At 47.1% G+C, this 24928-nt stretch carries 21 protein-coding genes and 2 riboswitches; of the genes, 15 read left to right on the top strand and 6 right to left on the bottom strand.

The genetic code is table 11. From position 1 onward, the window contains the following. Positions 1 to 61: 61 nt before the first annotated feature. Positions 62 to 2143 carry a 5'-nucleotidase C-terminal domain-containing protein gene (locus SB752_RS06910; protein WP_410714950.1) on the bottom strand — a complete coding sequence of 694 codons (2082 nt, stop codon included), beginning with the start codon at positions 2141 to 2143 and terminating at the stop codon, positions 62 to 64. A gap of 225 nt (positions 2144 to 2368) precedes the next feature. On the opposite strand from SB752_RS06910, the gene SB752_RS06915 reads away from it, so the two are divergent. Together SB752_RS06915 and SB752_RS06920 are read left to right on the top strand one after the other, a co-directional pair. Then, positions 2369 to 3469 (top strand): PstS family phosphate ABC transporter substrate-binding protein, encoded by a 1101-nt coding sequence (locus SB752_RS06915; protein ID WP_410714951.1) that lies wholly within the window; start codon positions 2369 to 2371, stop codon positions 3467 to 3469. Between the two features lie 161 nt (positions 3470 to 3630). Further along, positions 3631 to 4401, top strand: coding sequence for a hypothetical protein (locus SB752_RS06920; protein WP_410714952.1), 771 nt, complete (start codon positions 3631 to 3633; stop codon positions 4399 to 4401). Positions 4402 to 4407: 6 nt separating this feature from the next. Here the strand turns inward: SB752_RS06920 and SB752_RS06925 are convergent, their stop codons facing one another. The 4 genes from SB752_RS06925 to SB752_RS06940 form a co-directional block, all read right to left on the bottom strand. Beyond that, positions 4408 to 5289, bottom strand: coding sequence for a DMT family transporter (locus tag SB752_RS06925; RefSeq protein ID WP_410714953.1), 882 nt, complete (start codon positions 5287 to 5289; stop codon positions 4408 to 4410). Positions 5290 to 5504: 215 nt separating this feature from the next. Next, entirely contained in the window at positions 5505 to 6896 is a 1392-nt protein-coding gene (locus SB752_RS06930) for an amino acid permease (RefSeq protein WP_410714954.1), read from the bottom strand. A gap of 358 nt (positions 6897 to 7254) precedes the next feature. After that, positions 7255 to 7315: riboswitch (glycine riboswitch) on the bottom strand. Between the two features lie 2 nt (positions 7316 to 7317). Next, positions 7318 to 7416, bottom strand: a riboswitch (glycine riboswitch). Between the two features lie 195 nt (positions 7417 to 7611). Beyond that, positions 7612 to 9441, bottom strand: a complete 1830-nt coding sequence (locus SB752_RS06935; protein ID WP_410714955.1) for an adenine deaminase — start codon at positions 9439 to 9441, stop codon at positions 7612 to 7614. 85 nt (positions 9442 to 9526) lie between these two features. Further along, positions 9527 to 10303 carry a LysR substrate-binding domain-containing protein gene (locus SB752_RS06940; RefSeq protein WP_410714956.1) on the bottom strand — a complete coding sequence of 259 codons (777 nt, stop codon included), beginning with the start codon at positions 10301 to 10303 and terminating at the stop codon, positions 9527 to 9529. A gap of 329 nt (positions 10304 to 10632) precedes the next feature. On the opposite strand from SB752_RS06940, the gene SB752_RS06945 reads away from it, so the two are divergent. From SB752_RS06945 to SB752_RS07000, 12 genes are all read left to right on the top strand, one after another. Next, positions 10633 to 12246, top strand: a complete 1614-nt coding sequence (locus tag SB752_RS06945) for an ABC transporter substrate-binding protein (protein WP_410714957.1) — start codon at positions 10633 to 10635, stop codon at positions 12244 to 12246. 25 nt (positions 12247 to 12271) lie between these two features. Then, a complete protein-coding gene (locus SB752_RS06950) occupies positions 12272 to 13216 on the top strand; it encodes an ABC transporter permease (protein ID WP_410714958.1) in 945 nt (314 codons plus the stop codon). A gap of 19 nt (positions 13217 to 13235) precedes the next feature. Then, the gene (locus tag SB752_RS06955) at positions 13236 to 14156 is read left to right on the top strand and encodes an ABC transporter permease (protein ID WP_410714959.1); all 921 of its coding nucleotides are present in this window, start codon (positions 13236 to 13238) and stop codon (positions 14154 to 14156) included. Between the two features lie 5 nt (positions 14157 to 14161). Continuing rightward, entirely contained in the window at positions 14162 to 15184 is a 1023-nt protein-coding gene (locus tag SB752_RS06960) for an ABC transporter ATP-binding protein (protein ID WP_410714960.1), read from the top strand. After that, positions 15177 to 16178, top strand: coding sequence for an ABC transporter ATP-binding protein (locus SB752_RS06965; protein WP_410714961.1), 1002 nt, complete (start codon positions 15177 to 15179; stop codon positions 16176 to 16178). The genes SB752_RS06960 and SB752_RS06965 overlap by 8 nt, the downstream gene beginning before the upstream one ends. A 15-nt stretch (positions 16179 to 16193) precedes the next feature. Next, entirely contained in the window at positions 16194 to 17036 is an 843-nt protein-coding gene (locus SB752_RS06970) for an alpha/beta hydrolase family protein (RefSeq protein WP_410714962.1), read from the top strand. A gap of 23 nt (positions 17037 to 17059) precedes the next feature. Next, positions 17060 to 18127, top strand: a complete 1068-nt coding sequence (locus SB752_RS06975; protein ID WP_410714963.1) for a C45 family autoproteolytic acyltransferase/hydrolase — start codon at positions 17060 to 17062, stop codon at positions 18125 to 18127. 84 nt (positions 18128 to 18211) lie between these two features. Further along, complete coding sequence (locus tag SB752_RS06980) at positions 18212 to 18784, top strand: MOSC domain-containing protein (protein ID WP_410714964.1); 573 nt, start codon at positions 18212 to 18214, stop codon at positions 18782 to 18784. 170 nt (positions 18785 to 18954) lie between these two features. After that, positions 18955 to 19281, top strand: a complete 327-nt coding sequence (locus tag SB752_RS06985; RefSeq protein WP_410714965.1) for a hypothetical protein — start codon at positions 18955 to 18957, stop codon at positions 19279 to 19281. A gap of 294 nt (positions 19282 to 19575) precedes the next feature. Then, positions 19576 to 20319 carry a metal ABC transporter ATP-binding protein gene (locus SB752_RS06990; protein WP_410714966.1) on the top strand — a complete coding sequence of 248 codons (744 nt, stop codon included), beginning with the start codon at positions 19576 to 19578 and terminating at the stop codon, positions 20317 to 20319. Further along, positions 20319 to 21179, top strand: a complete 861-nt coding sequence (locus SB752_RS06995; RefSeq protein ID WP_410715136.1) for a metal ABC transporter permease — start codon at positions 20319 to 20321, stop codon at positions 21177 to 21179. The genes SB752_RS06990 and SB752_RS06995 overlap by 1 nt, the downstream gene beginning before the upstream one ends. A 12-nt stretch (positions 21180 to 21191) precedes the next feature. Further along, complete coding sequence (locus tag SB752_RS07000) at positions 21192 to 22136, top strand: metal ABC transporter solute-binding protein, Zn/Mn family (RefSeq protein ID WP_410714967.1); 945 nt, start codon at positions 21192 to 21194, stop codon at positions 22134 to 22136. Positions 22137 to 22490: 354 nt separating this feature from the next. Here the strand turns inward: SB752_RS07000 and SB752_RS07005 are convergent, their stop codons facing one another. Continuing rightward, positions 22491 to 23444: an ABC transporter substrate-binding protein gene (locus tag SB752_RS07005; protein ID WP_410714968.1), complete on the bottom strand. Its 954-nt coding sequence runs from the start codon at positions 23442 to 23444 to the stop codon at positions 22491 to 22493. A gap of 257 nt (positions 23445 to 23701) precedes the next feature. Between SB752_RS07005 and SB752_RS07010 the strand changes: the two genes are divergently transcribed. Beyond that, positions 23702 to 24568: a LysR family transcriptional regulator gene (locus tag SB752_RS07010; RefSeq protein ID WP_410714969.1), complete on the top strand. Its 867-nt coding sequence runs from the start codon at positions 23702 to 23704 to the stop codon at positions 24566 to 24568. The last annotated feature ends 360 nt before the right edge of the window (positions 24569 to 24928 follow it).

Consider the following 24928-nt stretch of genomic DNA (forward strand, 5'->3'; position numbering starts at 1 on the left):
AAGTATCCCGTTCTCACAACCTGATGTGAAAACGGGATACCCACGAAACGAGCAGCTGCGGTTATTTTGCTTGAATAATCCCTTGCTGCAAAAGCTCATTTACATTCAAGGATTTTGCATAAGGCACTTCAATCTTGCCATTGTTTACGAGCTTGATGACTTCATCACGGTATGGACTGTCGAGGCTGATGCCGATAATTTCCCAGTTGTTGTCGACCTCTGGAGAGACTACCTTTTGCTCCTGGATGTATTCAACCAGATAGTCACGAATGCTGCGCGGAGATTCCCAGTCGCGATTTGCGCTAACGAGCTTGAGAGCTTTCAGTCCACTGCTGTAGCGGTAGTTGTTGACAGCGAGCTTTAGCTCTTCGGTATCAGACAAAGGCTTTCCTTTGTACATGACATCAACGATTCGCTCTCCGGCTGGCTTGGACAGATCAATTTTATAATCGACGCCTGCAAACATGTCATACAGATAGCCTGGTACATCCGGATTAAAGCTGATGGAAATATCGCCTTCCTTCCACTGGTTGTAGTGGCTGGCTGACCATTCCATGTACGCCTTCAGTTCTTTTCCTGTTACTTTTACGGTATACAGGGTGTTGTCGAATTTGTAGATATCAAAGATGTTAGCGTAGGTGATATCACCCTTTTTCAGGTTGGACGTATCTTTAAACAACGCTGCAGCAGAGACATCTGCACCAGTTGCTTTCAGCTGTACTTTATTGATGAGGTCAACTACCGCAGTATCTCTCAGCTTGCCCTCAGGAATTCCGTTGATCTCATTTTCAGGCTGGAAGTCTGCGCTTGCTTGTCCAAAAAGACCGCCGCTTCCGCCAGCTTCACCAGCGCCGCCACCACCAGAAATGAACGAAATCGTTGCTTCATGGGCGTCTTTGATGATATCTCTGATTTTTTGATCAGGCTCGTAGCCCGTCATTTCGATGACTTCTACCTTGCGATCAGCAACAGTAGCTTTATCAGCTTCTTTTTTCACTGTCAGATCAAAGCGAACGATATCGCGTCCCAGGTTGCGAGGACCGCCGACAACAGTTTGTCCTACTTGGTCTTTTACGATAATGTGCATATGTCCTACGAGCAGGGCATCGAGGTCAGGGACCATTTCGATGATTTTGGCTGCCGCATCTGAGCCGCCGTCTTCGTCAAACTCTGCAATCATGCCAGAGTGGGCGCTCGCGATCAGGACGTCTACCTTTTCAACTTCCCGCAGCTCTTTGGCATACTTTTTCACCGTTTCACCCATGTGCTGGAAGGAAAGACTGTCTACCTTTTCGCCGTCCCAGCGCGGAACGTTCGGTGTCGTTACGCCAATAATCCCAACTTTGATACTGTCTACAACGGCGATTGTGTATGGTTTAACAAAAGACTTTCCATCCTTGGTCGTAATATTTGCGCCGAGAACAGGGAATTTTACTTCTTTTTCGATTCGCTTGATCAAGTCGAGACCAAAATTGAATTCATGATTGCCTAAGGTCATCGCATCGTAGTTCATAGCATTCATGGCTACCGAAACAGGGTGCGTAACCTCAGGTTTTTTTCGATAAATATCATCTGTCAAAATATTACCTTGGTAAGTATCGCCGTTGTCGATAAGAAGTACATGTGGATTGGATTTCTTTACTTCATTTACATAGGTCGAGATTCGAGCAAGACCATTGTTTGTGGTTTCTTTTCCATCCTCATAAACATAACCGTACAGGTTGCCGTGAACATCCGATGTACCGAGAATCGTGATAGTGGTTGTATCTGCTTCTGTTGTTGTGACTGGAGCAGGTGCGACCGGTGCAGGTGCCACAGGGGGCTTCGTTGCCGGAACGATAGGTGCTGCAGGCTTTGAAGTATTTGCAGCTTGCTGCGCCGGTGATTGTTTCGCCGCAGGAGCTGCTGCTGCCACTGTCCCTTCTGGCAATTGAAGAACTTGTCCGATACGCAGGAAGTTCACATCAGGCAATTGATTAACCTCTTGCATGGCAGCTACAGTCGTTCCGTGATTTCTTGAGATGCGCCACAGGGTATCCCCTTTTTTCACCGCATAGGTTTGTGCGGCAGCCATACTCGCAAATAGCGTAGAGAATAGCAGTAGAAAAGATAAGAGCAGTGTAACGTGTTTTCTTTGCCTCATGAAGTCCTCCTAAAGTGAGTAATTTTGGTTACTTTTCCCATTATAAAGAAAAATAAGTATCAGAGGATTGAAAGTAAGAAAAATATAACGAAATATTTATAATCAAAACCCAAAAAATGGAATTTAAACAAAGTGGGGCGGAGTATCGTGAAAGTAAACTGGCTAGAAAAAATAATGATTTGTATTATTTTGCTCTTTTTCCTTGGGCTCTTGGGGTTCGTAGCCATGATATTCTCGTTATTTTCTGAGGATACGAAGTTTTACACGCTATTTGTCATAGTCGCAACGAGTGTGCTTGCTATATTTATCGTCTGGCGAATTTTCATCCCGGTCCGCGCGCGGATATTTAATCGCTCTCTCATTGCTTTTTTCTCTCTAGCAGCACTTACTGCAGCGGGATACGAGATCAAGGAAGCCTATGTAAACAGCATTCCGACTGTAAGCGAGCAGGATTTTGTTTTGGATGAATACCAGCCATACCGTGAGAATACAAAGGCCGCGAAGCTGGACGAGTCGTCAACGCTCAAGCTAGAGGGAGATTTGCCGAAAATGGACGGAGCGACGGCTCTGTATCCCTTGTACGCTGCGTTTGCCCAGGCGGTTTATCCGAAGAAGCAGTACAACCAATTCGATAGTGAGGTTATGGCGAGTACAACTCCAGAGGCCTATAAAAATTTGATGGAAGGAAGCGTAGATGTAATCTTTGCGGCGGGACCATCAGAGCAGCAGCTGGAAGAAGCGAAAAGCAAAGGCGTTGAGCTGAAGCTGACACCGATCGGACGCGAGGCCTTCGTATTTTTTGTCAACGCTTCAAATCCGGTAAAGGGACTGTCGATGGAGCAAATCCAAAGTATTTATGAAGGGAAGATTACAAACTGGCAGGAGGTAGGCGGCCAAAATGAAAACATTCGTGCCTTCCAACGCCCGGAAAATAGTGGCAGCCAGACGATGTTGGAAAAAATCATGGCAAATAAAAAGATCATGACGCCGCCTAAGGACGATGTGGTGGGAGGAATGGGGGGAATTATTGATAGAACGGCCAACTATAAAAATTACGACAATGCGATCGGGTATTCATTCTTGTTTTTCGCTACAGAAATGGTGAACAACGGGAATATCCGACTGCTCGAAGTAAACGGAGTCATGCCTGAAAAAAGGACAATCGTGAATAAGGAGTATCTGTTCGCGGCGGAATTTTATGCGGTGACAGCAGGAAGTAAAAATCCGAATGTCCCACGCTTGATCGAGTGGATTGTGTCTGAGCAGGGACAGTCTCTCGTAGAAAAGACGGGATATACACCTGTTGCGGCTGCAAATCGTCAATAGAAAAAAACGGGAAAAACCAATCCTACTTAATTAGAGGATTGGTTCTTTTTTTGATGAAAGCCCGTCAATGCCAAGGTTATAGGCTCATCAGTGGTGACAGCCTACGTACTTGCTTTACAATGAAGGGAAATAGAATCGTATTTACATCGGAGGTTACTGACTTGGAGTGGTTCGACGAATTTGATTGGAAAGTCGCTTTTCCAGAAAGGCGAATTTATCTCATGCGCCAGCATAACTGGGCATTTGCGGCATGGGAGATCGAAAAGCTAAAAGGAAATCTGCAGCCAAAGTCATTGCTCATGCATGTAGATGCCCATTTGGATGATACCCCGGACGGTGTCTTTGTTCCAGGCTTGCATGAGGCACAGAGTGTGGAGCAGCTAATCGCTGTGGCACAGGGACACGACTATGCGAGCGGCCGTGTATGTCCGTCAGATTGCATGCAGATTGATAATTTTATATGGGCAGCGGTCGCGAGAGACACGATCGGAGAAACCATTTTTGTGTCTCATCAGGATGACGAGGTGCTGTCACTGGATATGCTTCGCTATGATGCGGTCCATAAACGAAATGAAAACTGTCAAAACATCATCGCCAAGCTGCCCGAGGGCTGCACCTACAAGCATCAGCGCTATATGGACGTGCCTGCTTTTTTAAACGAGCGTGACTATCAGAGGTGGAGCACGGAGCAAACCAAGATTCTCGATCTCGATCTTGATTATTTCAATCTATCCGAAGACATTACGCCCAAGCTCATGCCAGAAGCACAGATTCGCGACGAATTACAGGCATTGCGAAGCCTGCATCAATGGGATGCGGTTACGGTTGCTCTTTCTCCCGAGTATTGCGGGGGAAAAGAGGAAGCCGCCTTTTTACTTGCGATATTTTTGGAGACCTTCGAGCTAGAGCTTGTGGCGGGACAACGATGGTAATGCTTTCTAGCTTTTTTCTCCTACTGCCAGAGAGATTAAAATCACGATAAGCGCGGCAATGGAGTTCCATGTTACCTGATCCCCTAAAATGAGCGTTCCAAGCAGGATGCCGAATAAAGGAACCAAATAATTGGTAAGGGATGCAAATGCGGCGTTCGTGCGCCTGATGAGCGTATTGTAGAGCATGTAGACAATTCCAGCCTGAACTACACCTAATATTACGACGTCAATCACCTGCTGCCAGCTCAAGCTGATATGAAAAGGATTTTCAAAGAGAATGGCAAGTGGCAGCAAAAGGACCGAGGCAACAAATAAAACATTGCGAATAGCTAAAATCGATGAAATGGGTGGCAGGTGCTTCAGTAAAATAAGAGAGAGTGCAAAGCTCATGGATGCTCCGACGAGAGCTAAATAGCCCATTACATTTCCGCTAAAAGAAAGAGAGGAAAGGGTAGGGCCAAACAGCAGGCACAAGCCCCCAAAGCCGATGAAAATACTGACCCTTTTCCAGGGTGAAAGCTTTTCTCGTGGTGCTGCTATTTTCATGAAAATCAGGGTGAAAATCGGCACCGTGCCAAGCAAAATGGAAGCTGTGCTGCTATTGATGTACTGCTGCCCCCAGCCGATCAAAATGAAAGGAATAACAGCCTCAAGCAGTGCAATCCAAATAAATAAGCTCCACACTTTTCGACCAAGGCGGCCAGCTGACCGTTTTTCTTTTTTTCCATTGAACAAATGGAGGATGGCTAGAGTGACAGTGCCAAGTATGGCTTTGTACGCGGCGAGCGTAACGGGCGTGATAGAGCCGATGACTAAATCGACAAAGAAAAACTGCGAGCCCCAGATGATTCCGATACCGAGCAAGAGCAAATAATTGATTGTATTCATACGAAAGGTCCTCGCTTTTTAGATGGTAATGAGTTGATAGATGTGAAAGCTATTCAGAGGTGCAGGCGCCTTGACTTCATCGTAAGTCGAGCGAGAGGCGGCTTCAATGAAGAAAAAGACTATCTGTATCGGTACAGATTTAGGAAAGAAAAGTTCCAAAACAAAAACATCCCGCTCTCACCATTTCAAGTGAAAGCGGGATGCTTGCGTTTTTTCTAGCTTACAGATTTGTTATCCGCTACGTTATTATGATTGATTTGATCAGCGTTTGGCTTGCGCATTTTATAAATCGCTACCAGCATAATAAACCATACCGGAGTGACGAACAGCGCCACACGCGTGTCTTCTGCCAGTGCCAGAACGACGAGAATAAACGCGAGGAAAGCAAGAATCAAGTAGTTGGAGAAAGGAAACAAGGGTAGCTTGAATTTGTTTACTGCTGCCAGATCCGGTCTTGTTTTCCGGTATTTCAGGTGACAGATGACGGTAATTCCCCAGATAAAGAGGAAACAAACCGTTGATACGCTTGTGATGAGGGTAAATACGCCCTCAGGCATGACATAGTTCAATATGACAGAAATCAGGATGACAATCGTGGAAAAGAACAGTGCATTGGAAGGGACTTTTCCTGCTGTCAGCTTTGTAAATGGGACAGGTGCATTTTTCTCTTTCGCCAGTGAGAAAACCATCCGGCTTGTACTAAAGATGGCGCTGTTACATGCCGAAGCTGCCGATGTGAGCACGACGAAGTTAACGATTCCAGCAGCTGCAGCGATACCGATTACCGCGAATACTTGGACAAACGGACTTTCTGTTGGAACGATGGCGCTCCATGGATAAATACTCATGATCACGATCAGTGCCCCGATGTAGAAAATCAGGATGCGGATCGGGATGTTGTTGATTGCTTTCGGAATTACTTTTTCAGGGTCTTTGGTTTCACCGGCTGTCAGTCCGACGAGCTCAATCCCAACGAACGCAAACACGACCATCTGGAATGAGAGAAGGAAGCCGTTTATCCCATTCGGGAACATACCTCCGTGGCTCCAGAGATTGGTGAAGCTCGATGGACCTGAATTAGTAGAGAACCCTTTGATAATCATGAAGAGTCCAACCACAATCAAACCGAGAATCGCAATAACCTTGATTAACGCGAACCAGAATTCCATTTCACCAAAAAGCTTGACCGTTGCCAGATTCATGATGAGCAAAACGACAAGTGCGATTAATCCTGGCATCCACTGTGGTACTTCTGGGAACCAGTATTGGGTATAGAGTCCAACTGCGGTCAAGTCAGCCATGGCAATCGATATCCAGCAAAACCAGTACGTCCAGCCAGTGACGAATGCTGCCATGTTTCCCAAGTAGTCTTTTACAAAATCAACGAAAGAATGATAGTTCAAATTCGATAGAAGCAGCTCTCCTAGAGCGCGCATAATTAAAAAACAAATAATCCCGGTAATTAGGTAGGCAAATAAAATAGAAGGCCCAGCTAAATGAATGGATTTACCTGCGCCGAGAAATAATCCGGTACCAATAGCTCCACCAATCGCGATTAATTGTACGTGTCTGTTTTTCAGACCTCTTTCTAGTGTTTGTTCTTGCATATGATCCCCCACTTTCTCGTTTGTGTAAGCAGTTTGCAATTAAGATGATTTTATATATGTTAATAATAAATATAAATCAGTGAATTGCAAATTAAATTTCCAATAAAAGTTATTTTTCTGTCTGATTTTTATTGGAAAAAACGCTTACAAATTTGAATATAACAAAAATTTAGTTTAATAAGAAATGACTTAGTCCCTACATTTGCTCGGGTCTTTTGATGCGAGTGATGCATGTAACCCCCCTTTTGATTGAGTGATTCCTATCTTTCACTGATACTTTCATCCGTTATCGCGTTATCGTAAGTGAAGTTTTTGAAAGTACAAAAAAAGGCAGAGAAAAATAGGAGTAGTCCCATTTTCTCTGTCCTTTTACCTGAGAGTATAACTCCTTTGGTGGCCGCGAAGGCTCTCTCCAGAGATGCGTCCTATTGTGGTCCTTTTACCTGAGAGATTTGCCCTATGATCAGGACTTGCTCCTTCGGTGCCGAACATTACGTCCAGTCTCTCCCACAATACTCAACCGCTTATGTTTTTCATATGTGTCCCTTACATATTAATGATTGGATAGATGAAAGTCAAACAAAAATTATGAATTAAGAAACTATTTAAAATATATCTTGCTAGATTCATCAGCTATTTAAGTAAAACGTAATAAAAAGACAGCAGGGAGATTGAGGCCCCTGCTGTCCTTGTAATAGACGTATTTACGCATGGCTTATTCAACAAAAAGGGAGACTTTCTCAAAGCCAGCATCCGAGATACGAATCAACCCGGTATCCGAAATGTGGAGGGTAGGGATGACGACGAGAGCGAGCAAGGATAGCGTCATAAATGCGTAATTCATCGTGCAGCCAGCCGAAGCAAGTGCACGGCTGATCGCCATCGATTGCTCCACGACAGTCTCGTAAGGCTCAGTCGACATCAAGCCGGCAAGACGCAGCGGCAGCTCGACCAGGTCGTTGCCGGAAGACGCGATCGCAATTCCTCCCTGCATGCTGATCACGGCGTTGGCTGCTCTCGCCATTTGTTCGTCGTCGTTTCCGATGACGAGGACATTGTGGCAGTCATGTGCAACCGTCATGGCAATCGCAGCGGGCTGGTCGAATCCGACGTTGCCAACGATCCCGATAGCAGAGCCTCCTGTTTTCCCGTGACGCTCAAAGATAGCCATTTTGCACAATGTGCTCTCAGGAGTAATAGCTAGCAGTCCGTCTTTCACTGGAACCTCGGCGAATATTTCCTCGGTTTCTACATGGTTTTCTCTCACCATCGCAACACGCGTTTTGATCGTTCCGAATTGATTCGGTGTCTGGATGTGGAAGCTGGCAGGAGTAAGCTCAGGGGTGAGCTTTACTGAGTTGATCGCATAATCGGGATAATCAAAAGCGGCCAGTTCTACCGTCATGGCGCCATTTTCCGCAACGACCTCGCCACGGGCAATGGTCATCACGACATTCACATCCGCTAAATTCCCGTCGAGCAAAATAATATCCGCAATCGTGCCAGGTGTAACCGAACCGACATCTCTTGCTACACCAAAGCGCTCAGCCGTATTGAGGGTTGCCATCTGGAAGGCAGTCACTGGCTTTACTCCCTGAGAAATGGCATGTCTCACGATAAAATTCATGTGGCCTTCTTCTTTTAACGAATCGCAAATACGGTCATCCGAAACTAGCATCATGCGCCGGGAATCGAGTCCTTGCTCGGTATGCGCTTTGATCGTAGCAGCTACGTCATGCCAGGCAGAACCACGGCGCATTTTTGCGTACATGCCGAGGCGCACGCGATTCGCGACATCTTCCTTTGTCACACACTCATGATCGCCAGAAACACCAGCGGCAGCATAGGCAGACAGTCGTGGATCGTTGGACGGCCAGGTATAATGTCCATCTACGACTTTCCCAGCCCGCAACGTAGCTTGAATTTCCCCAATCATTTTGGGATCACCATAGACGACACCCGGGAAGTTCATGACCTCTCCGAGCGCAATCATGTCTGGTCCCCAGCTCAGTGCTTCCGCCACTTCAGCGGGCCCGAATTCTGCACCAGCTGTCTCAAAGGTCGGATTCGTAGATGGAACACAAGAAGCTACTTGCATATAAGCCGCCATTGGTGTTTGGCGTGCTTCGTCCAGCATAATGCGCAAGCCGGGGAGACCAAGTACGTTCGAAATTTCATGCGCATCAAAAAAGCCGCCAGTCGTTCCGAGCGGGAGTACCGCATTGGCAAATTGTGTGACGGACAACATACTGCTTTCAATATGACAATGCCCGTCCAACAGACCGGGGGCAATGTATTTTCCGTTTGCCTCAATGACACGTGTAGCGTCATCAATCATGCCTTCTACAAATGGCCCAACATATGCGATACGCGTGCCAACGACAGCGACACAAATATCCGATAAAATTTCCCCTGACACGACGTTTACCAAGCTTCCATTGCGGATAAAGAGCGTCGCTTTCTTTTCCCCTCTGGAAAAAGCAACGAGGTCTGGGATACAATCTGCCAGTTGCGGTCTAGCGAATTTGGCTGCTACATCGTTCATTTTCTTCTACCACCTCTTAAAAATCTGGTTTGCGTTATATCATATCTTACATAGGGGATGAAACATAGTCTAGTCGATGAAAAGGCTATTCCCTGACATAATGCTCTTTCAAATACTCAACAAATCGATCAACGACATTCAAGTGCAAGGAAGCCTTCCGGTAGAGCATCCATGTTTTTCGAGTGATAGCTTGTTCGTCTAATGTGCTCAGGTCCATGCAGTACAATCCGTCCTCGGGCTTCACAAAGACGCTGGGGACAATGGCGTATCCCAACTGATTTTTGACCATTTCCGTACAGGTTTCGTAGCTGTCCACTTTCATCGTAATGTTGGGGGGAGCGAAAAATCGTTCGTTCCACCAGCTTTCGATGGTTTGGTGCAGAGAGGAGTACGTATAGTTTTTGTATTTGTGTGCTGCCTTTCGTTCTATTTTGGGAATGATTCGCGGCAATTGAGGCAGTTGATCTAACCGAATGTCTTCATTGGAAATGACGCAGATTCGCTCTTCGTCAATCAGATGCTTTTGGTCAAACCACTTGTAATCTCCTCGTATAATCGCCACATGTATATCTTCGCTTAATAACAACTCGAATATTTCTGAACTTAGTCCCGAGTCCACGTTAATATCAATTTTCGGATACTGATAGATAAATTCTTTTAAAAGAGGCGGAAGCTTGTAGCGGCCAAAATAACTGGTGAAGCCAATTCGTAGAGAGCCTTGCACCTCGTTTTGCATGTTGGCGAGATGATCTTTTGTTTTTCGCAGGTCGATCAACAGCTTGTTTGCGTACGTAACCAAATATTCACCTTCGGCAGTGAGTTTGATGCTTTTTCCCCGTTTGGAAATAATCGCAACCCCCAAAAGAGACGTTCTGCTGCCGGGTCAGATTTTGCTCTTCGTAAATGTACTGCAACAATAAACAGTCACGCTCATTCACCTAGTTCCCTCCCTGGAGCCAGCCTTCTATACTCTTTGTTTCGTCAGCGTCCTCCTTTTTCCTCTCGTATTTCTGACCATGAAGAATCGTGAAGGAGTAAATCCCAAAAAAAATTTTTGGAAAAAAGCAAAAAAAACTAAAATATACAGCGGGTATGAACGGGTGTATATTTTGAATAGATAAAATTTTTAGAAATCATAGCCGGTTTATAAGTAAATCTTACGTGTTGAATGAACAAAAAGGGGGAATTGTCATGAGTTCCAGGCGTTACGCAAAGTGGGTTGGTTTGGCGAGTCTAGTAGTGGCACTCGGAATTACCGGCTGTAGTCAGCAAGCCCAAAGCCCGAATCCAGAAGCAGCCAAGGAGCAGCCTGTCGCGACAAGCAGTCAAGAACCGCAAAAGGGCGGGATTATTAAAGTTGCCTTTGATTCTGACCCGTCCACGCTTGATTGGATGAGCACCTCTTCAAGTGCGACCAAGCTCGTTGCCTTTCATATGTTCGAGCAGTTGTTTGCGCTGGATGAGGGCATGATGGAGAAACCGATGCTGGCAAAAGAGTTCCAACTGAGTGAAGACAGGAAGGTCTATAAAATTGTCCTGCGCGATGGGGTCAAATTCCATGATGGGTCAACGATGAGCGCGGACGATGTGGTGGCCTCTTTCAAGCGGTGGGGGGAAATGTCGGCTGTCGGCAAGCGATTATTTAAAAGCATGGAAGAGGTAAAAGCAGTAGACGCCCAAACAGTAGAAATTGCTTTCAAGGAGCCGTATGCGCCGCTGATTCGTAATTTGGCTGATCCCACGCAGGCGATGGTAGTCATTCCTGCCAAAATTGCAGAGTCGGCGGGCACGGCTCCGTTGAAAGGTGAACAGCTCATCGGCACAGGTCCCTATCGCTTGGATAGCTGGAAGAGGGGACAACGGATTACGTTGAAACGCTTTGACGAGTACGCAGCCAGAGATGAAGACTGGGGCGGTCTGAGTGGGAAAAAGGTCGCGTATGCGGATGAGGTTCGCTTTGATATGGTGCCGGATGCTCAAGTACGGATCGACGGAGTGCGCACTGGTCAGTACGACTTTGCACTGAGGATTCCACAAGACTTGTATCCACAGCTAAAAGATTCAACAGAGTTAACGACACGAGTGTCCAAGCCAGATAGCTGGATGGCTGTTATTCCAGACAAATCGGAGCCTCCTTTTGATGACATCCGCATGCGCCAAGCCATTCAATATGCGTTGGATAAAGAAAAAGTCGCGATTGCAACGTACGGAAATTTTTATGAGATGGATGGTGCAATCTTCTTCCCGGATCAGCAAAGCTTGTACACCAAAGAAGGAACAGATGCTTATCTTTCCTACAGCCCGGAAAAGGCCAAGGAACTGCTGAAAGAAGCGGGATACAAGGGAGAACCCGTGCGCTTGATTGCGACCAGCAGCTACGACGACCATTTCAAGACAGCTCAAGTTGTTGCGGCACAGCTCCAGGATGTAGGCTTTACGATTGATTTGCAAATTTATGAATGGGCGACGCTGCTGGAGAAGGAGAAAAATACAGCCAACTTTGATTTGGAAATCCAAGGGTTTTCACCTAAATATGATCCGACTACCATTCCTTGGTTTTATCCGCAGTTTCCAGGCAAATATGAAAGCCCCAAAATCATGTCGCTGTTAGATGAGTGGTCAAAATCAAGCAATGAGGATGAACAAAAAAAGCTGCTTGGGGATTTCAACAAGACCATGTATGAGGAATTACCAGTCATCAAAATTGCCAATGAAGTCGGCATGAGTGTTATCGGAGCAAAGCTGGACGGGTTTGGCGAGCGAAAAAACGTAACATTCTGGAACACATGGCTGAAAGCGAAGTAAGAAACGGCGGAAAGGAGGGAAGCAATTGCTACAGTATATCGGACGTCGGTTACTTGCTTTAATACCTGTATTAATTGTGGTTGGGGTCATCGTTTTTACCATTATCCATCTGACTCCCGGCGATCCTGCATCGGTCATTCTGGGAGAGTCTGCGACACAGGAAGAAGTAGACCAGTTGCGGCAGGCGCTCGGGCTCGACCAACCGTTAATGTCCCAGTTCATCACTTGGATAGGTCAGGTCGCTACAGGCAATCTCGGCACGTCCGTTTTTTCGGGTGAGCCGGTAGCTCAAACGATTATAGATCGTCTCGGTCCAACGGTTAGTTTGGCCATCGTAGCCTGTATGGTGAGTCTGTGCATCGCGATTCCAACTGCTATTTTGGCTGTATGGAAGCGTGACAGCGTACTAGATCCAGCCTTTATGTCCGTGACGCTTCTCGGTGTTTCCATTCCGAATTTTTGGCTGGCGCTTCTGTTGATCCTTTTGTTCGCGGTTGTTTTGAGGTGGCTGCCTGTTGCCGGGTACGTCCCGATCAGTGAGGGAGTGTGGCCGTGGCTTAGCCATTTGATTCTTCCAGCGGTGGTATTGTCAGTTCAACAGGCGGGAATTATCTCCCGGATGCTTCGCGATGGCATGCTAGACATTATGCATCAAGACTTCATCCGGACCGCGCGTGCGAAAGGGCTGAAAGAGCGTGTCGTGCTGATCAAGCACACCTTGAGCAATGCGATGATACCAACGACTACGGTGATTGGCGCGAGTATCGCGGGACTTTTGGGGGGAGCGGTCGTTACAGAGACGATTTTTGCCATTCCGGGGATTGGTGGATTGATTGTCGAGTCAATTGCACGGCGGGATTATCCAGTGCTGCAAGGGACTGTATTGTTTGTAGCTACTGTGTATGTGATTGTTAATCTCCTGGTTGATTTGGCGTATGCCGTTCTTGATCCACGAATCAGGTATGACTAGAGCGAAAGGAGGACCGCGGATGGAGAGTAAACATAAAAAGGGCAAGGGACACAGTATCAGTGTACTGGCAGGTGTGGTACTGCTGCTGCTTGTCCTGATGGCGGTTTCCGCGCCACTGTGGGTTAGTGCTTCCCCCATTGAAATGGCACCGGATCAACGGTTATTGCCGCCCTCGAAAGAGCATTACTTTGGTACCGACCACTTTGGTCGCGATATTTTCAGCCGAGTCGTCTATGCAGCACAGATTTCCCTCAGCATCGGGTTCATTGTTGCCCTTTGTACAACCATTTTGGGAACGGTTACCGGATTGGTCACAGGCTATTTTCGGAAATTGGACAATGTGTTGATGCGGATTGTAGATGGCGTTAGCGCCTTTCCGTCTATTTTGCTGGCGATTGCTTTGGTAGCTGCACTGGGTGGCAACATGCTCAATTTGATCATTGCGTTAGTATTTGCCTTTTGGCCTTTCATGACGAGAGTGGTTCGCTCCACTACATTGCAGTTGTCCAAAATGCAGTATGTAGAGGCAGCGCGAGCAACTGGAACCAATCATTTTGGTGTCCTGTTCTTCCATATCTTGCCGAATGCGATGACACCCATTATTGTGCAGGCTACGTTTATCTTTGCAGAGGCGATTCTGGCAGAAGCGGCACTTAGCTTTTTAGGCTTGGGGATCGTGCCGCCTACACCGACGTGGGGGAACATGCTAGGAGAGTCGCGGATTTATTTGACGGTCTCCCCGTGGTTTTCCATTTTTCCCGGGATTGCCATTGTCATTACCGTATTATCCCTCAATCTATTTGGTGATCTATTGCGTGATTGGCTCCATCCGCATTCGAGAAGAAGGCGCAGATCAAAAGCATCGATATCGAATCGAGAACAGGAATCGACTAACCGTTTGCCTATGGCCGTCAAGATAACAAAGTGGATGGAGAGGTGATACCAGTGGATCTACTCAAAGTAACGAATCTGAAAACGTACTTTCACTCCCCGGACGGATTGGTAAAGGCAGTCAATGGCATCTCGTTCACATTGAACCGTGGCGAAATACTTGGAATCGTCGGCGAATCGGGCAGCGGCAAAAGCGTGATGTCCCTCTCCCTGATGCGTTTGAACCAAACACCACCTGCTTTTTATCCAGAGGGTGAAATTCTGTTTGAGGGGAAAGATCTGCTTGAAATCAGTGAAGACGAGATGAAAAAGATTCGTGGCAACGACATTGCCATGATCTTTCAAGACCCGATGACGAGTCTGAACCCCGTCTTTACGATAGGCGATCAGATCATGGAAGCGATCAGGGCTCATCAAAGGGTCTCCCGACAAGAAGCGCGAGAACGAGCGATTGGGGTGCTGCGGGATGTCGGAATTGCCAATCCCGAGACACGGATGAATGAATATCCACATCAGTATTCGGGAGGGATGCGCCAACGGGCGATGATTGCGATGGCGCTTGCTTGCAACCCAAAGGTACTGATTGCCGATGAACCGACTACGGCTTTGGATGTAACCATACAGGCACAGATTTTGGAGCTCATGGTGAGCCTGCAGGAAAAGTATGGGACGGCCATTATTATGATTACGCACGATCTGGGTGTTGTGGCACGCCTGGCTGATCGGATTATGGTGATGTATGCCGGGAGGGTGGTGGAGGAGGGGAGTACTGACGATGTATTCTACCAGCCTGCCATGCCGTATACATGGTCCTTGTTGCGCTCGCAGCCCCGTCTGGACACGAATGAGAAGGTGAGACTACTTCCGATAAAAGGACAGCCACCCAGCTTGATTTCGTTACCTGAAGGCTGCTCCTTTCGTCCGCGATGTCCGTTTGCGCTGGAGGATTGCTCCATTTCGGTTCCCGAGCTTGTAGAAAAGGGCACTGCACATCGCGCCGCTTGTCTTCTGAACAGGGCAGAAATGGAGCGGAACATCAAGCGGGTAGAAGCTGGAGGGAGGGGAGGCAATGAGTGAGTTTTTGCTGGAAACACGCGATCTCAAGATGCATTTTCCGGTGTCGAAAGGGATTTTGCAACGAAAAGTCGGCTACGTGAAAGCTGTAGACGGAGTGAATCTGCAGGTGCGGCGTGGAGAGACGCTCGGGATCGTCGGCGAATCGGGCTGTGGGAAAAGTACGTTAGCCAGACTGATGATGCGCTTGCTGGAGCCTACTTCAGGAGAAGTGTTGTTTGAGGGAGAAAATATTTTGAACTACAACCAAAAGCAGATGCTTCAGCTGCGCAAAGATATGCAGATCGTTTTTCAGGACCCTTTTGCCAGTCTGAATCCGCGAATGACAGTAGGCAATATTATCGCACAACCGCTGAAGGCACAACGGGCAAAGACAAATTTGAAGCGTCAGGTGCAGGACCTCTTGGAGATTGTGGGATTGAATCCAGAGCACTACAATCGTTATCCGCATGAGTTTTCCGGAGGACAGCGCCAACGGATAGGAATTGCCCGGGCAATCGCGCTGAAGCCAAAACTGATTATTTGTGATGAGCCAGTTAGTGCGTTGGACGTATCCATTCAAGCACAAGTCATCAATTTACTTGAAGATTTGCAAAAGGAATTTCAGCTTACGTATATTTTTATCGCCCATGATCTATCTGTTGTTAAACACATATCAAATCGTGTGTCGGTCATGTATTTGGGACGAATTGTGGAAACAGCAGAATGTGCCAGACTGTACGATCATCCGCACCATCCGTATACAAATGCACTGCTGTCAGCGATTCCGTTGCCAGATCCGAGACTGGAAAGGAAAAGGCAGCGCATTGTCCTAAAGGGAGATCTTCCCTCACCAAGCAATCCGCCATCGGGATGTACGTTTCATGTCAGATGTCCACGTGCAAAGGAGCATTGTCAGAGCCATATACCGACTCTCGCTTATCACGATTTGCAATCCCATCAAGTATCATGCTTCTTTCCGCTGGTGGAGGAGCAAAGACTGGAAAACTCAATTTGAGGAGGATAACACCCTATGAGTCAATCTGCAAACCGTCTTTCATTTTATGAGCGCGGTGCTACTACCATGTTTGCTTGCCAGTATGACAGCCGTTTTTCGTTCTGTGCCTACATCCCCCAAAGCTATAAGGATGAAGAAGAACAGAACTGGTCGCTTGCTGTCGTCGTTCATGGAACAGCACGCACTGCCCAAGCCTACCGGGATGCATTTGCGGATTTCGCAGAGGCAACAGGCACAATTATTCTTGCCCCTTTGTTTCCAGCCGGGATCGTGTCGCCTTGGGAAGTCAGTTCTTATAAGTACATAAAGTGGGATGACATACGCTTTGATCACATTTTATTTGCGATGATTGATCAGCTTTCCGAGAAGGTGCGGATTAAAAAAGAACGGTTCCTGCTTTTCGGCTTTTCCGGCGGCGGCCATTTTGCTCATCGCTTCTACTATTTGCATCCTGAGCGTCTTTTGGGGGTTTCGATTGGAGCGCCTGGCATCATCACTTATCTGGATTCGTCCAAACCGTTTTATGTGGGCACAAAAGACTTGGAGGAGGTATTTGGCAAAAAGCTGGACCTCGAGGAAATGCGGCGCGTTTCTGTGCAGATGGTCATAGGCAGCGAAGACAATGAAACATGGGAGATCAACAATAAAGCGTCCGCTCATTGGATGGAGGGTACGGATGCATATGGCCAGACCAGGCTCGAGCGGCTCGGCGCCCTCCGGGACAATTATGAACGGGAAGGGATTGGCGTTCGCTATGATGTAGTTCCTGGCGTTGCGCACGATGGGGGCAAGGTTCTAACAGAAGTAAAAGATTTCTTTACCCACGTTCTCGCAAAAACAAAAGTAAGCGGTCGATGAAAGTCCAAGGGAGGAGCATGAAAATGAATCAAAAAACCTTTCCATTTTACCGGTTTGAAGGCAGTCATCGTGAAATCGGCAGACAGTATGGTGAAGCTTGCGCGGACTTGATACGTAAGCATCGGGATTACGCATTGGCGCGGTTGGAATCGAAGGTCAAGATCCCGTCCATGCAAGCATTGGAAGAGGCAGCATTAACATACCGAGAATACGTACTGAAATACGCGCCCTTCTTTGATGAAGAAATTCAAGGGATTTCGGAGAGTACTGGCCTCACGCTTGGAGAGGCTTACTTGCTTCAACTTCGTGCAGAGCTTTACAACGAATTTGATTCTAATGACGAATGCACAACTTTCGCCATACAGACGGAAGCGACAGCAGATGGTACACCACTGATTGGACAAAATGCTGATCTGCCGAATTTTTACTCTGAAATCGGGATTGTCGCTGAATTTGTACCGGACGATGGTCATACATGCCTGATGCTCACTCCGGCAGGCCAGATTTCGTACATCGGGATTAACAAGCATGGACTCGGGGTATTTGCTAATTTCCTCACGTGCGACGGGTGGCGAGTCGGGTTTCCACGCTATCTTCTTTCGAGGCTGGCATTGACAAAAGAAACGGTTCCAGAAGCGATTGCCCTGGTGCGCTGTGTTCACCGAGCATCTTCTCGTAATTTGATAATGTTGGATAAAAAAGGAAATGCTGCTGATTTGGAAACAACACCGACGACTGATATGCTCATTGAGCCGGTGAATGGGTTATTGGCACACTCTAACCACTACATCGGGCAGGAGTTGCTTGCGGAGGAGAGATTGACCGGAACGCATCTGGAAAATTCGAAGACACGCTATGCTCGTATGCGCAGCTTGCTGGAAAGCCATCATGGCCAGTTGGATGCGCAGGCGATGCAGAACATTTTGCGCGATCGTGGAAGCGAGCCGTATCCACTGTGCAGAATGCCTGGTGACGATGGGACGGATTCCATTACATTTGCATCGGTTATTGCCGAACCATCCAAAGGGCAGCTATGGATCGCAATTGGTCCTCCTAATCAATACGAGTACAAGTGCTACTCCTTTTCCTAATAAAGGGAAGAGTTTCGTGTTACAATGAGCGGAGAAGAGATTGCGATGCCGGGGCATCATCAATCACTAAAGAGGGAGGACACCATGAAAGCACACGCAGCATCCATTGAAGCCATACTCATTGCTGACAATCCCGAAACATTCGTCACACGCCGTATCGAAGAAACAAAGCTAGAATTCGGAGGCATTCCAGGCGACCGACATTTTGGGGTTACCTTCGGGGCGGATTCCCGTCAAACGATGTATCCGCGCGGAACCGAAATCTTGAATCGCCGCCAAATCACGGTTGTGTCACAAGAGGATTGTGCCATTATTGCCGAAAACTTAAAGATTCCCTTTGTCTTACCCGAATGGTTAGGGGCGAATCTCTTGATAAGCGGATTTCCAGATTTGACAAGCCTGACGATGGGCTCTCGCATTTTATTGCCAAGTGGAGCGGGGCTTATTTGTATGGGAGAGAATCTCCCGTGCGTCCATCCAGGAGAAGAGATTCAAAAAAATTATCATGAACAGGTGCATCCGAAATTGGCCGCACGGTTTGTGAAGGCTGCATTTAAGCGAAGAGGGATTGTATGTGCTGTCGAATGTCCCGGAATGCTCAAGCAAGGTGACCAGGTTCAGGTACTCGTGAATAACTTTGCGAATCCGATGCAGTAAGGCTTGGGTGAAAAGCAGCGAAAGCTTCATACTCCGCTGTTTTTTTCTTTTTGTTCTGCTGATTCGAAATAGATTCCGAAGGTTGTTATATGTTAACGGTTCACTTTAATGCTTCCGATGGTTTGGAATGATGTGTAAAATATTGGTAAACAGGGAAGGGGAGAACCAATATGAATACATGCCTCACCATCAAATACATAAAAATATCTTCCTACATAAAGCTGTGTTTGCTAGCTGTGCTATCGATAGGAATTTTGGATGGGATCATTCGTTTTCTATTCAGTCTCGCAGTAGGGAGCATAGAAAGTGCCGAAGCGCAGATCGTAAATGTAAATATGACAGGAACACCAGCAGGTCTTCTGATGGCTCTGGCTGTACCATTGATGTATGCATTCTTTGCCCTGATGTTCAGTTTGATCTCGTATTTCCCGTTTATGTTTTTCCTCAAGAGATGGAAAAAATTTACCATCGAAGGAGAATTCGAAATAAAGCAATAATGAATGCACCAGAGAAAGATTTAGATGGAAAAATAAGTAAGGCATAGCTCTTTGAAAAAAGGGCTGTGCTTTTTTTGTTGCTTATCAATGAAAATGATTATTGACAAAAAGATGGGAATCCGTTATTTTTGCATTAGGGCAACTTTTTTATACGCAGGCATATTATTTTGCTTGAGTGAATATTATTGGAACAAACTCACATTGTTGTCTTTGAGCATATATGTAATGAGATTGCAAATTGGATGAAGGTCATCTTGAGAAAAATCACAATCGGGTTACTTTGGAGGGAAACTTATGGTTCAAGCAGTCAAAGTAAGTAGGCTTCACGTCTCCTATTTTGGGAATGAAGTTGTGCAAGATGTCTCGTTTTCCGTCGAGCAGGGAAGCATGGTAGGCATCATTGGCCCGAATGGAGCAGGGAAATCGACCTTGATCAAGGCGATGCTCGGGTTAATCCCAAAGGATAAGGGTGACATTCGCTTTTATGGGAAAGAGACGAATGAAGTCAGAAAGCAAATCGCTTATGTACCACAGCGAAGTCAAATTGATTGGACATTTCCAATTACTGTGATGGATACAGTCTTAATCGGGACGTATCCAAGCGTCGGATTATTCAAATTTCCGAAGAAAAAGGAGAGGGCTTGGGCACTTGAGTGCTTGAAAAAAGTCGGCTTGGAGGAATATCGGGACAGGCAAATTGGGGAGCTGTCAGGTGGTCAGCAGCAGCGTGTATTTTTGGCAAGAGCCTTGGCTCAAAAACCGGAACTACTGCTTTTGGACGAGCCGTTTGTAGGCATCGACGTTGCTAGTGAGGAAACTATTATTCGCATCTTGAAGGAGCTTCAGCTGGAGGGCAAAACAATCGTGGTTGTTCACCATGATTTGAGCAAAGCGAATACCTATTTTGATCAGCTGCTTTTGCTAAACAAGGAATTAATCAAGTTTGGTGCTGTCGATGAGGTTCTGAATCGCGAGGTCATGTCCAGAGCTTACGCCCGCGAGCTCCAATTTCTCGAGAAGGCGGAGGTAACAGCGTGATGGAATTTATTCAAGCGATTGGGCAATATGAATTTTTGCAAAAAGCGTTGTTTACGTCAGTGGTGGTCGGCATCATATGCGGGATCATCGGCAGCTTTATCATTTTGCGGGGAATGTCTCTGATGGGGGACGCCATTTCTCACGCCGTATTACCAGGTGTTGCGCTCTCTTATGCTTTTGGAGTGAATTTCTTCATAGGAGCAGTAGTGACTGGCGTGCTGACAGCAATAGGAATCGGCTATGTCAGTCAAAATAGCCGTATCAAGAACGACACGGCGATCGGGATTTTGTTTACCTCCGCTTTTGCTCTGGGGATCATCCTGATCACGATGCTGAAAAGCAGTACCGATTTGTACCACATCTTGTTTGGAAATGTCCTGGCAGTGCGTCCTTCTGACATGTGGGTGACGGTAGGCATCGGTATTGTCGTGATCGTAACGGTCTACGCGTTTTTCAAGGAGCTGCTGCTGACATCATTTGACCCGACGATTGCTGCGGCATATGGTCTGCGCAACAATCTCATCCATTACTTGCTGATGACGCTTTTGACCATGGTAACGGTCGCATCTTTGCAGACGGTCGGGATCGTTCTGGTAGTTGCCATGCTGATTACCCCGGCAGCGACTGCGTATCTGCTAACAGATCGCTTATGGGTCATGATTTATTTGGCTGCTGGCTTCGGGGTGATTTCAGCAATTATCGGACTGTACTTTAGCTTTACCTACAATCTGGCGTCTGGTGCAACGATTGTCATGGTTGCGACTGCGCTTTTCCTGCTGGCATTTCTGTTCTCCCGCAAACACGGGGTTGTATGGAAATCAATTCGAGCTCGGCAAAAACGAGTCGAGCTTTCAAATTAAAGGAGAACGACGATGAAAAAGTGGAATTTGTTTCTAGTGTTTCTCGTTTCAACTGTATTGATGGCCGCTTGCGGCACACCCCAAAATGGCGCTGAGCCCGGAAAGTCGGATAACAACAAGCTGCAGGTCGTGACCACCTATTCGATTCTGTACGACATCGTCAAAAATGTAGGGGGAGACCGTGTAGAGATTCACAGCTTGGCTCCAGTAGGCTCCAATCCGCATGAATACGATCCGCTGCCTGCTGATGTGCAAAAAACGACGGATGCAGACGCTGTTTTCTATAACGGCTTGAACCTGGAGGCAGGTAACTCGTGGTTTGAGAAGCTGCTGCATACGGCAGGAAAATCCGGTCAGGATGCCCCTGTGTTTCGGATGAGTGAAGGCGTAGCCGCAAAGCATTTGACAACTAAAGGCAAGGAAAGTGAAGAAGACCCGCACGCTTGGCTGGATATTCGCAACGGAATCAAATACGCAGAAAATGCCCGAGATGGACTCATCAAGATCGACCCTGCACACAAGGAAACGTATGAGCAAAATGCCAAGAAATATATCGAACAGCTCGATGCTCTGCACCAAGAGGCTGTCAAGCAATACAATTTGATCCCAAAAGAACAGCGAGTTTTGGTAACGAGCGAGGGTGCGTTTAAATATTTCAGTGAAGCCTACAATTTTGACGCGGCGTATATTTGGGAAATCAACGCCGAAAACCAAGGCACGCCAGAGCAGGTCAGGCAGGTTGTGGATGTGATTCGCGAGAAAAAGATTCCGGCATTGTTTGTAGAAACGAGTATCGACCCACGCAGCATGGAAATGGTATCTCGAGAAACAAACGTACCAATTGTCGGAACCGTATTTACGGATTCTCTAGGGAAACCGGGCGAGGATGGCGACACCTACATCAAAATGATGGAGTGGAACATCAAGACGATTTACGACGGATTGACGAAAAAGTAAAAACAAAAAACGGATCAAGTACAGTTCTCATATGGGAGGACTGTACTTTTTGCCATGTTAACAGTGGAGGGGAGCAGAAAACAAAAATAAAACCGCCTCCTAAAAGGAGACGGTATACATCGAGCTCGTTAGTTTTGGGGTGTTACCGATCATCACGTGCGACGCATCTACCTCCTGCTGAGTTAGAAGCTTTCTTACGTGTTGCTGCGGTTTCCCTTATTCACTAGGTGATCGTGTAAATCATCCATGGCACATCGCCTCCTAGAAGACTAAAGCCTGATTGAAAACACACCACCGAGCTCGATGAAGTTAGTATGATCCATATTCGTTTTTTGATGCATTCCACGGCCAAAATTATTTCAGAACGTGCTTTTGGAGCGCGATCAAAAACTGCTGGTTGCTATAGACAGTGCCGCCAGCCAAAACAGGATCGACTGCATTGACATAGGCTTGGTTTGCTTGTACTGCTTTTAAGCCTGTCCATGGGGAGCCATTCTGTAGCTGCTCGAATGCAGCTGCGTCGGCAGGTGCACCGCTTTTGTCCACCATGACAAACAGAAAATCGGGGTCTGCTTGTGCGAGAGCTTCCATCGTGAGTGGTGTGCGCTCGGTTGCTTTTGCGACAATGTCTGGTGCCTGTAAGGCTAATTCGGTATAGAGCAGATGGTTGTACCTCTCGTTTTGTGGGTAAACGAAAAAGGAGCCTTCTTGGAACCAGACGGTCAGGAATTGCTTGTCCTGAAAGGAAACGAGCTTGTCACGCGTATTTTGTATGTTTTGCGTCAGCTTTTGAATGAGTGTATCCACGCTTTCTTCTCTGCCCCGGACATCTGCCAGCAGACGCAAATTTTCTGCCCAATAGGCGCCGTTCGTCGAAACCGGGATAACCGTTGCTGCGCTTTGCAGCTTTTGGACGTCCTCCGCTGTAGTTTTATCCGTTGTCAGGATGACGTCAGGCTGCAGCGCTGACAATTCGCTGACGTTGTCTGCGACGTTCCACGGAAGATGCTTCGCATTTTGGGTGATAGTCGCGTACTCATGCGGGAACGTACCGTTTTTGTCCATCGTTGCCGCAAACGGTGGAATTCCGAGCAAAAGCGCATCTTCATACGAGCCGTGTGACCCGACGAAGGCAATCTGCTTGGTCCGGGCAGGAACCTTGTAGCTATTACCCAGATACTCGACTGCTCGTGTCGGTTTGGGTTCTGCGGTATTGTCAGAGGAATTTCCCGTAGGACCACCTGTGCTGCAAGCTGCCAGCAGGACGAGGAGGGCCGTCATCGGAATGGTTAATAGTCGTTTATACATGCCAGTCACTCCGTTCTTACTCTCATTGGTTTTTAAACTTGGATGTATCCTCAATGTAAATTATAGGCTACCCGAATGCTCAGATACCGTTACATTCCTGAACATTTTCAAACGATCTTGCAACCTTTTTTTACCACCCGCTGAGATTATTCAGCAGTAATGAATGGAGTTTTTCTTGTCTGTAGCGAAGAGATGTTCTACGATGGACAAAACCGACTTGGGGAGAATCCGACTGAGGGTTTCTGAGGTGATAGTAAATGGAATTACGTCATTTGAAAACATTTCACGTCGTTGCAGAATGCCTCAATTTGACCAAGGCAGCGGATAGGCTTCGGTACAGTCAACCGACGATCAGCTTGCAAATACAGGCATTGGAAAAGGACATCGGCCATTCCCTTTTAAATCGGGTAGGAAAACGAACCTTCCTCACGCCAACAGGGAAGCTGCTAAAAAGACATACAGATAAGCTGTTCCGCGATTTGGAAGAGCTGGAGCAGGATCTGCGCAGGCTGGAAAAGCCTTATGGGAATTTGAACATATCCGCGCCTGAGTTTTATTGCAGCTATTACTTGTCTCGACTGTTGAGTATTTATCTGAAGCTCCATCCACAGGTTCAAATGAAAATGCTCTGTTATAACAGCAAGGAAACCATCAAGCTCGTCGATACGAGTCAGGTCGATATCGGAATCATTGCAGGGACGTGCAACCGACCGGGGATCGAGGAGATCTTGATCGATCAGGAAGATCTGGTGCTCGTCGTCAATCCGCTTATCGTCAAAGATCACAGCGCACAAGAGCTGTTTGAGCTGTACCCGTTTATTTCCTACGATTTGGAAGGCGTCATCAAAGAGTGCTTGGACGAAATCGGCTGCGTCCCTCATTCTACGATCGAATGCGGAAGTGAAGAGACCATCAAACGAGCTGTCATGTCCCAGGCAGGAATCGCCCTGATCAGCGACGTCATCATTGAAAAAGAGCTCAAGCAAGGCACACTGCAAGCCCTGCATCGCTTTCCAAACCGACTGCTGACACACCTGATCTACCCAAAAGACCTGCGAGATTACAGCACAGTGAGCAGCTTTATCGATGTCCTCTTGGACGTGTGGCCAACATTTCGCACATGATAGGAAAAAAGGCGAATTCGGTATTTTCCGATCTCGCTTTTTTGTGGTGTTTTCCCTGCCGAAGCAAGTGAGGGCAGGAGAGCTGGTCCGAGGAAAAAGGAGAAAAGGCAAAGCTCTTTGGGACTTCTACCAAGGCGGAATGGAAAAAAGAGAAACACGCCTTTAAGCGTCCAACCCTGAGAGGCATCTCGAGAGGACCACTTTTGGACGCGGTTTCTCTTTTTTCCATGCAGCCGGACAGCCCCACCCCCAAGCTGAAGGCCCAAGAAGCTGCAGCCTTTTCTCCTTTTTCCTCCCCACCACACCAGCCCGAGCGCCGTACTATTGATTTTTTAATAGTTACCATTAAACAAACTCATT

This window comes from Brevibacillus sp. SIMBA_040, assembly GCF_046535075.1.
Classification (GTDB): Bacteria; Bacillota; Bacilli; order Brevibacillales; family Brevibacillaceae; genus Brevibacillus.

Coding starts and splice junctions, on each gene's coding strand:
- SB752_RS06915 (WP_410714951.1), top strand. CDS start 2,369: ATGATATTCTCGTTATTTTCTGAGGATACGAAGTTTTACACGCTATTT.
- SB752_RS06980 (WP_410714964.1), top strand. CDS start 18,212: ATGAAAGCACACGCAGCATCCATTGAAGCCATACTCATTGCTGACAAT.
- SB752_RS06975 (WP_410714963.1), top strand. CDS start 17,060: ATGAATCAAAAAACCTTTCCATTTTACCGGTTTGAAGGCAGTCATCGT.
- SB752_RS06935 (WP_410714955.1), bottom strand. CDS start 9,441: ATGAACGATGTAGCAGCCAAATTCGCTAGACCGCAACTGGCAGATTGT.
- SB752_RS06965 (WP_410714961.1), top strand. CDS start 15,177: ATGAGTGAGTTTTTGCTGGAAACACGCGATCTCAAGATGCATTTTCCG.
- SB752_RS06995 (WP_410715136.1), top strand. CDS start 20,319: ATGGAATTTATTCAAGCGATTGGGCAATATGAATTTTTGCAAAAAGCG.
- SB752_RS07000 (WP_410714967.1), top strand. CDS start 21,192: ATGAAAAAGTGGAATTTGTTTCTAGTGTTTCTCGTTTCAACTGTATTG.
- SB752_RS06925 (WP_410714953.1), bottom strand. CDS start 5,289: ATGAATACAATCAATTATTTGCTCTTGCTCGGTATCGGAATCATCTGG.
- SB752_RS06910 (WP_410714950.1), bottom strand. CDS start 2,143: ATGAGGCAAAGAAAACACGTTACACTGCTCTTATCTTTTCTACTGCTA.
- SB752_RS06930 (WP_410714954.1), bottom strand. CDS start 6,896: ATGCAAGAACAAACACTAGAAAGAGGTCTGAAAAACAGACACGTACAA.
- SB752_RS07010 (WP_410714969.1), top strand. CDS start 23,702: ATGGAATTACGTCATTTGAAAACATTTCACGTCGTTGCAGAATGCCTC.
- SB752_RS06985 (WP_410714965.1), top strand. CDS start 18,955: ATGAATACATGCCTCACCATCAAATACATAAAAATATCTTCCTACATA.
- SB752_RS06970 (WP_410714962.1), top strand. CDS start 16,194: ATGAGTCAATCTGCAAACCGTCTTTCATTTTATGAGCGCGGTGCTACT.
- SB752_RS07005 (WP_410714968.1), bottom strand. CDS start 23,444: ATGTATAAACGACTATTAACCATTCCGATGACGGCCCTCCTCGTCCTG.
- SB752_RS06990 (WP_410714966.1), top strand. CDS start 19,576: ATGGTTCAAGCAGTCAAAGTAAGTAGGCTTCACGTCTCCTATTTTGGG.
- SB752_RS06945 (WP_410714957.1), top strand. CDS start 10,633: ATGAGTTCCAGGCGTTACGCAAAGTGGGTTGGTTTGGCGAGTCTAGTA.
- SB752_RS06955 (WP_410714959.1), top strand. CDS start 13,236: ATGGAGAGTAAACATAAAAAGGGCAAGGGACACAGTATCAGTGTACTG.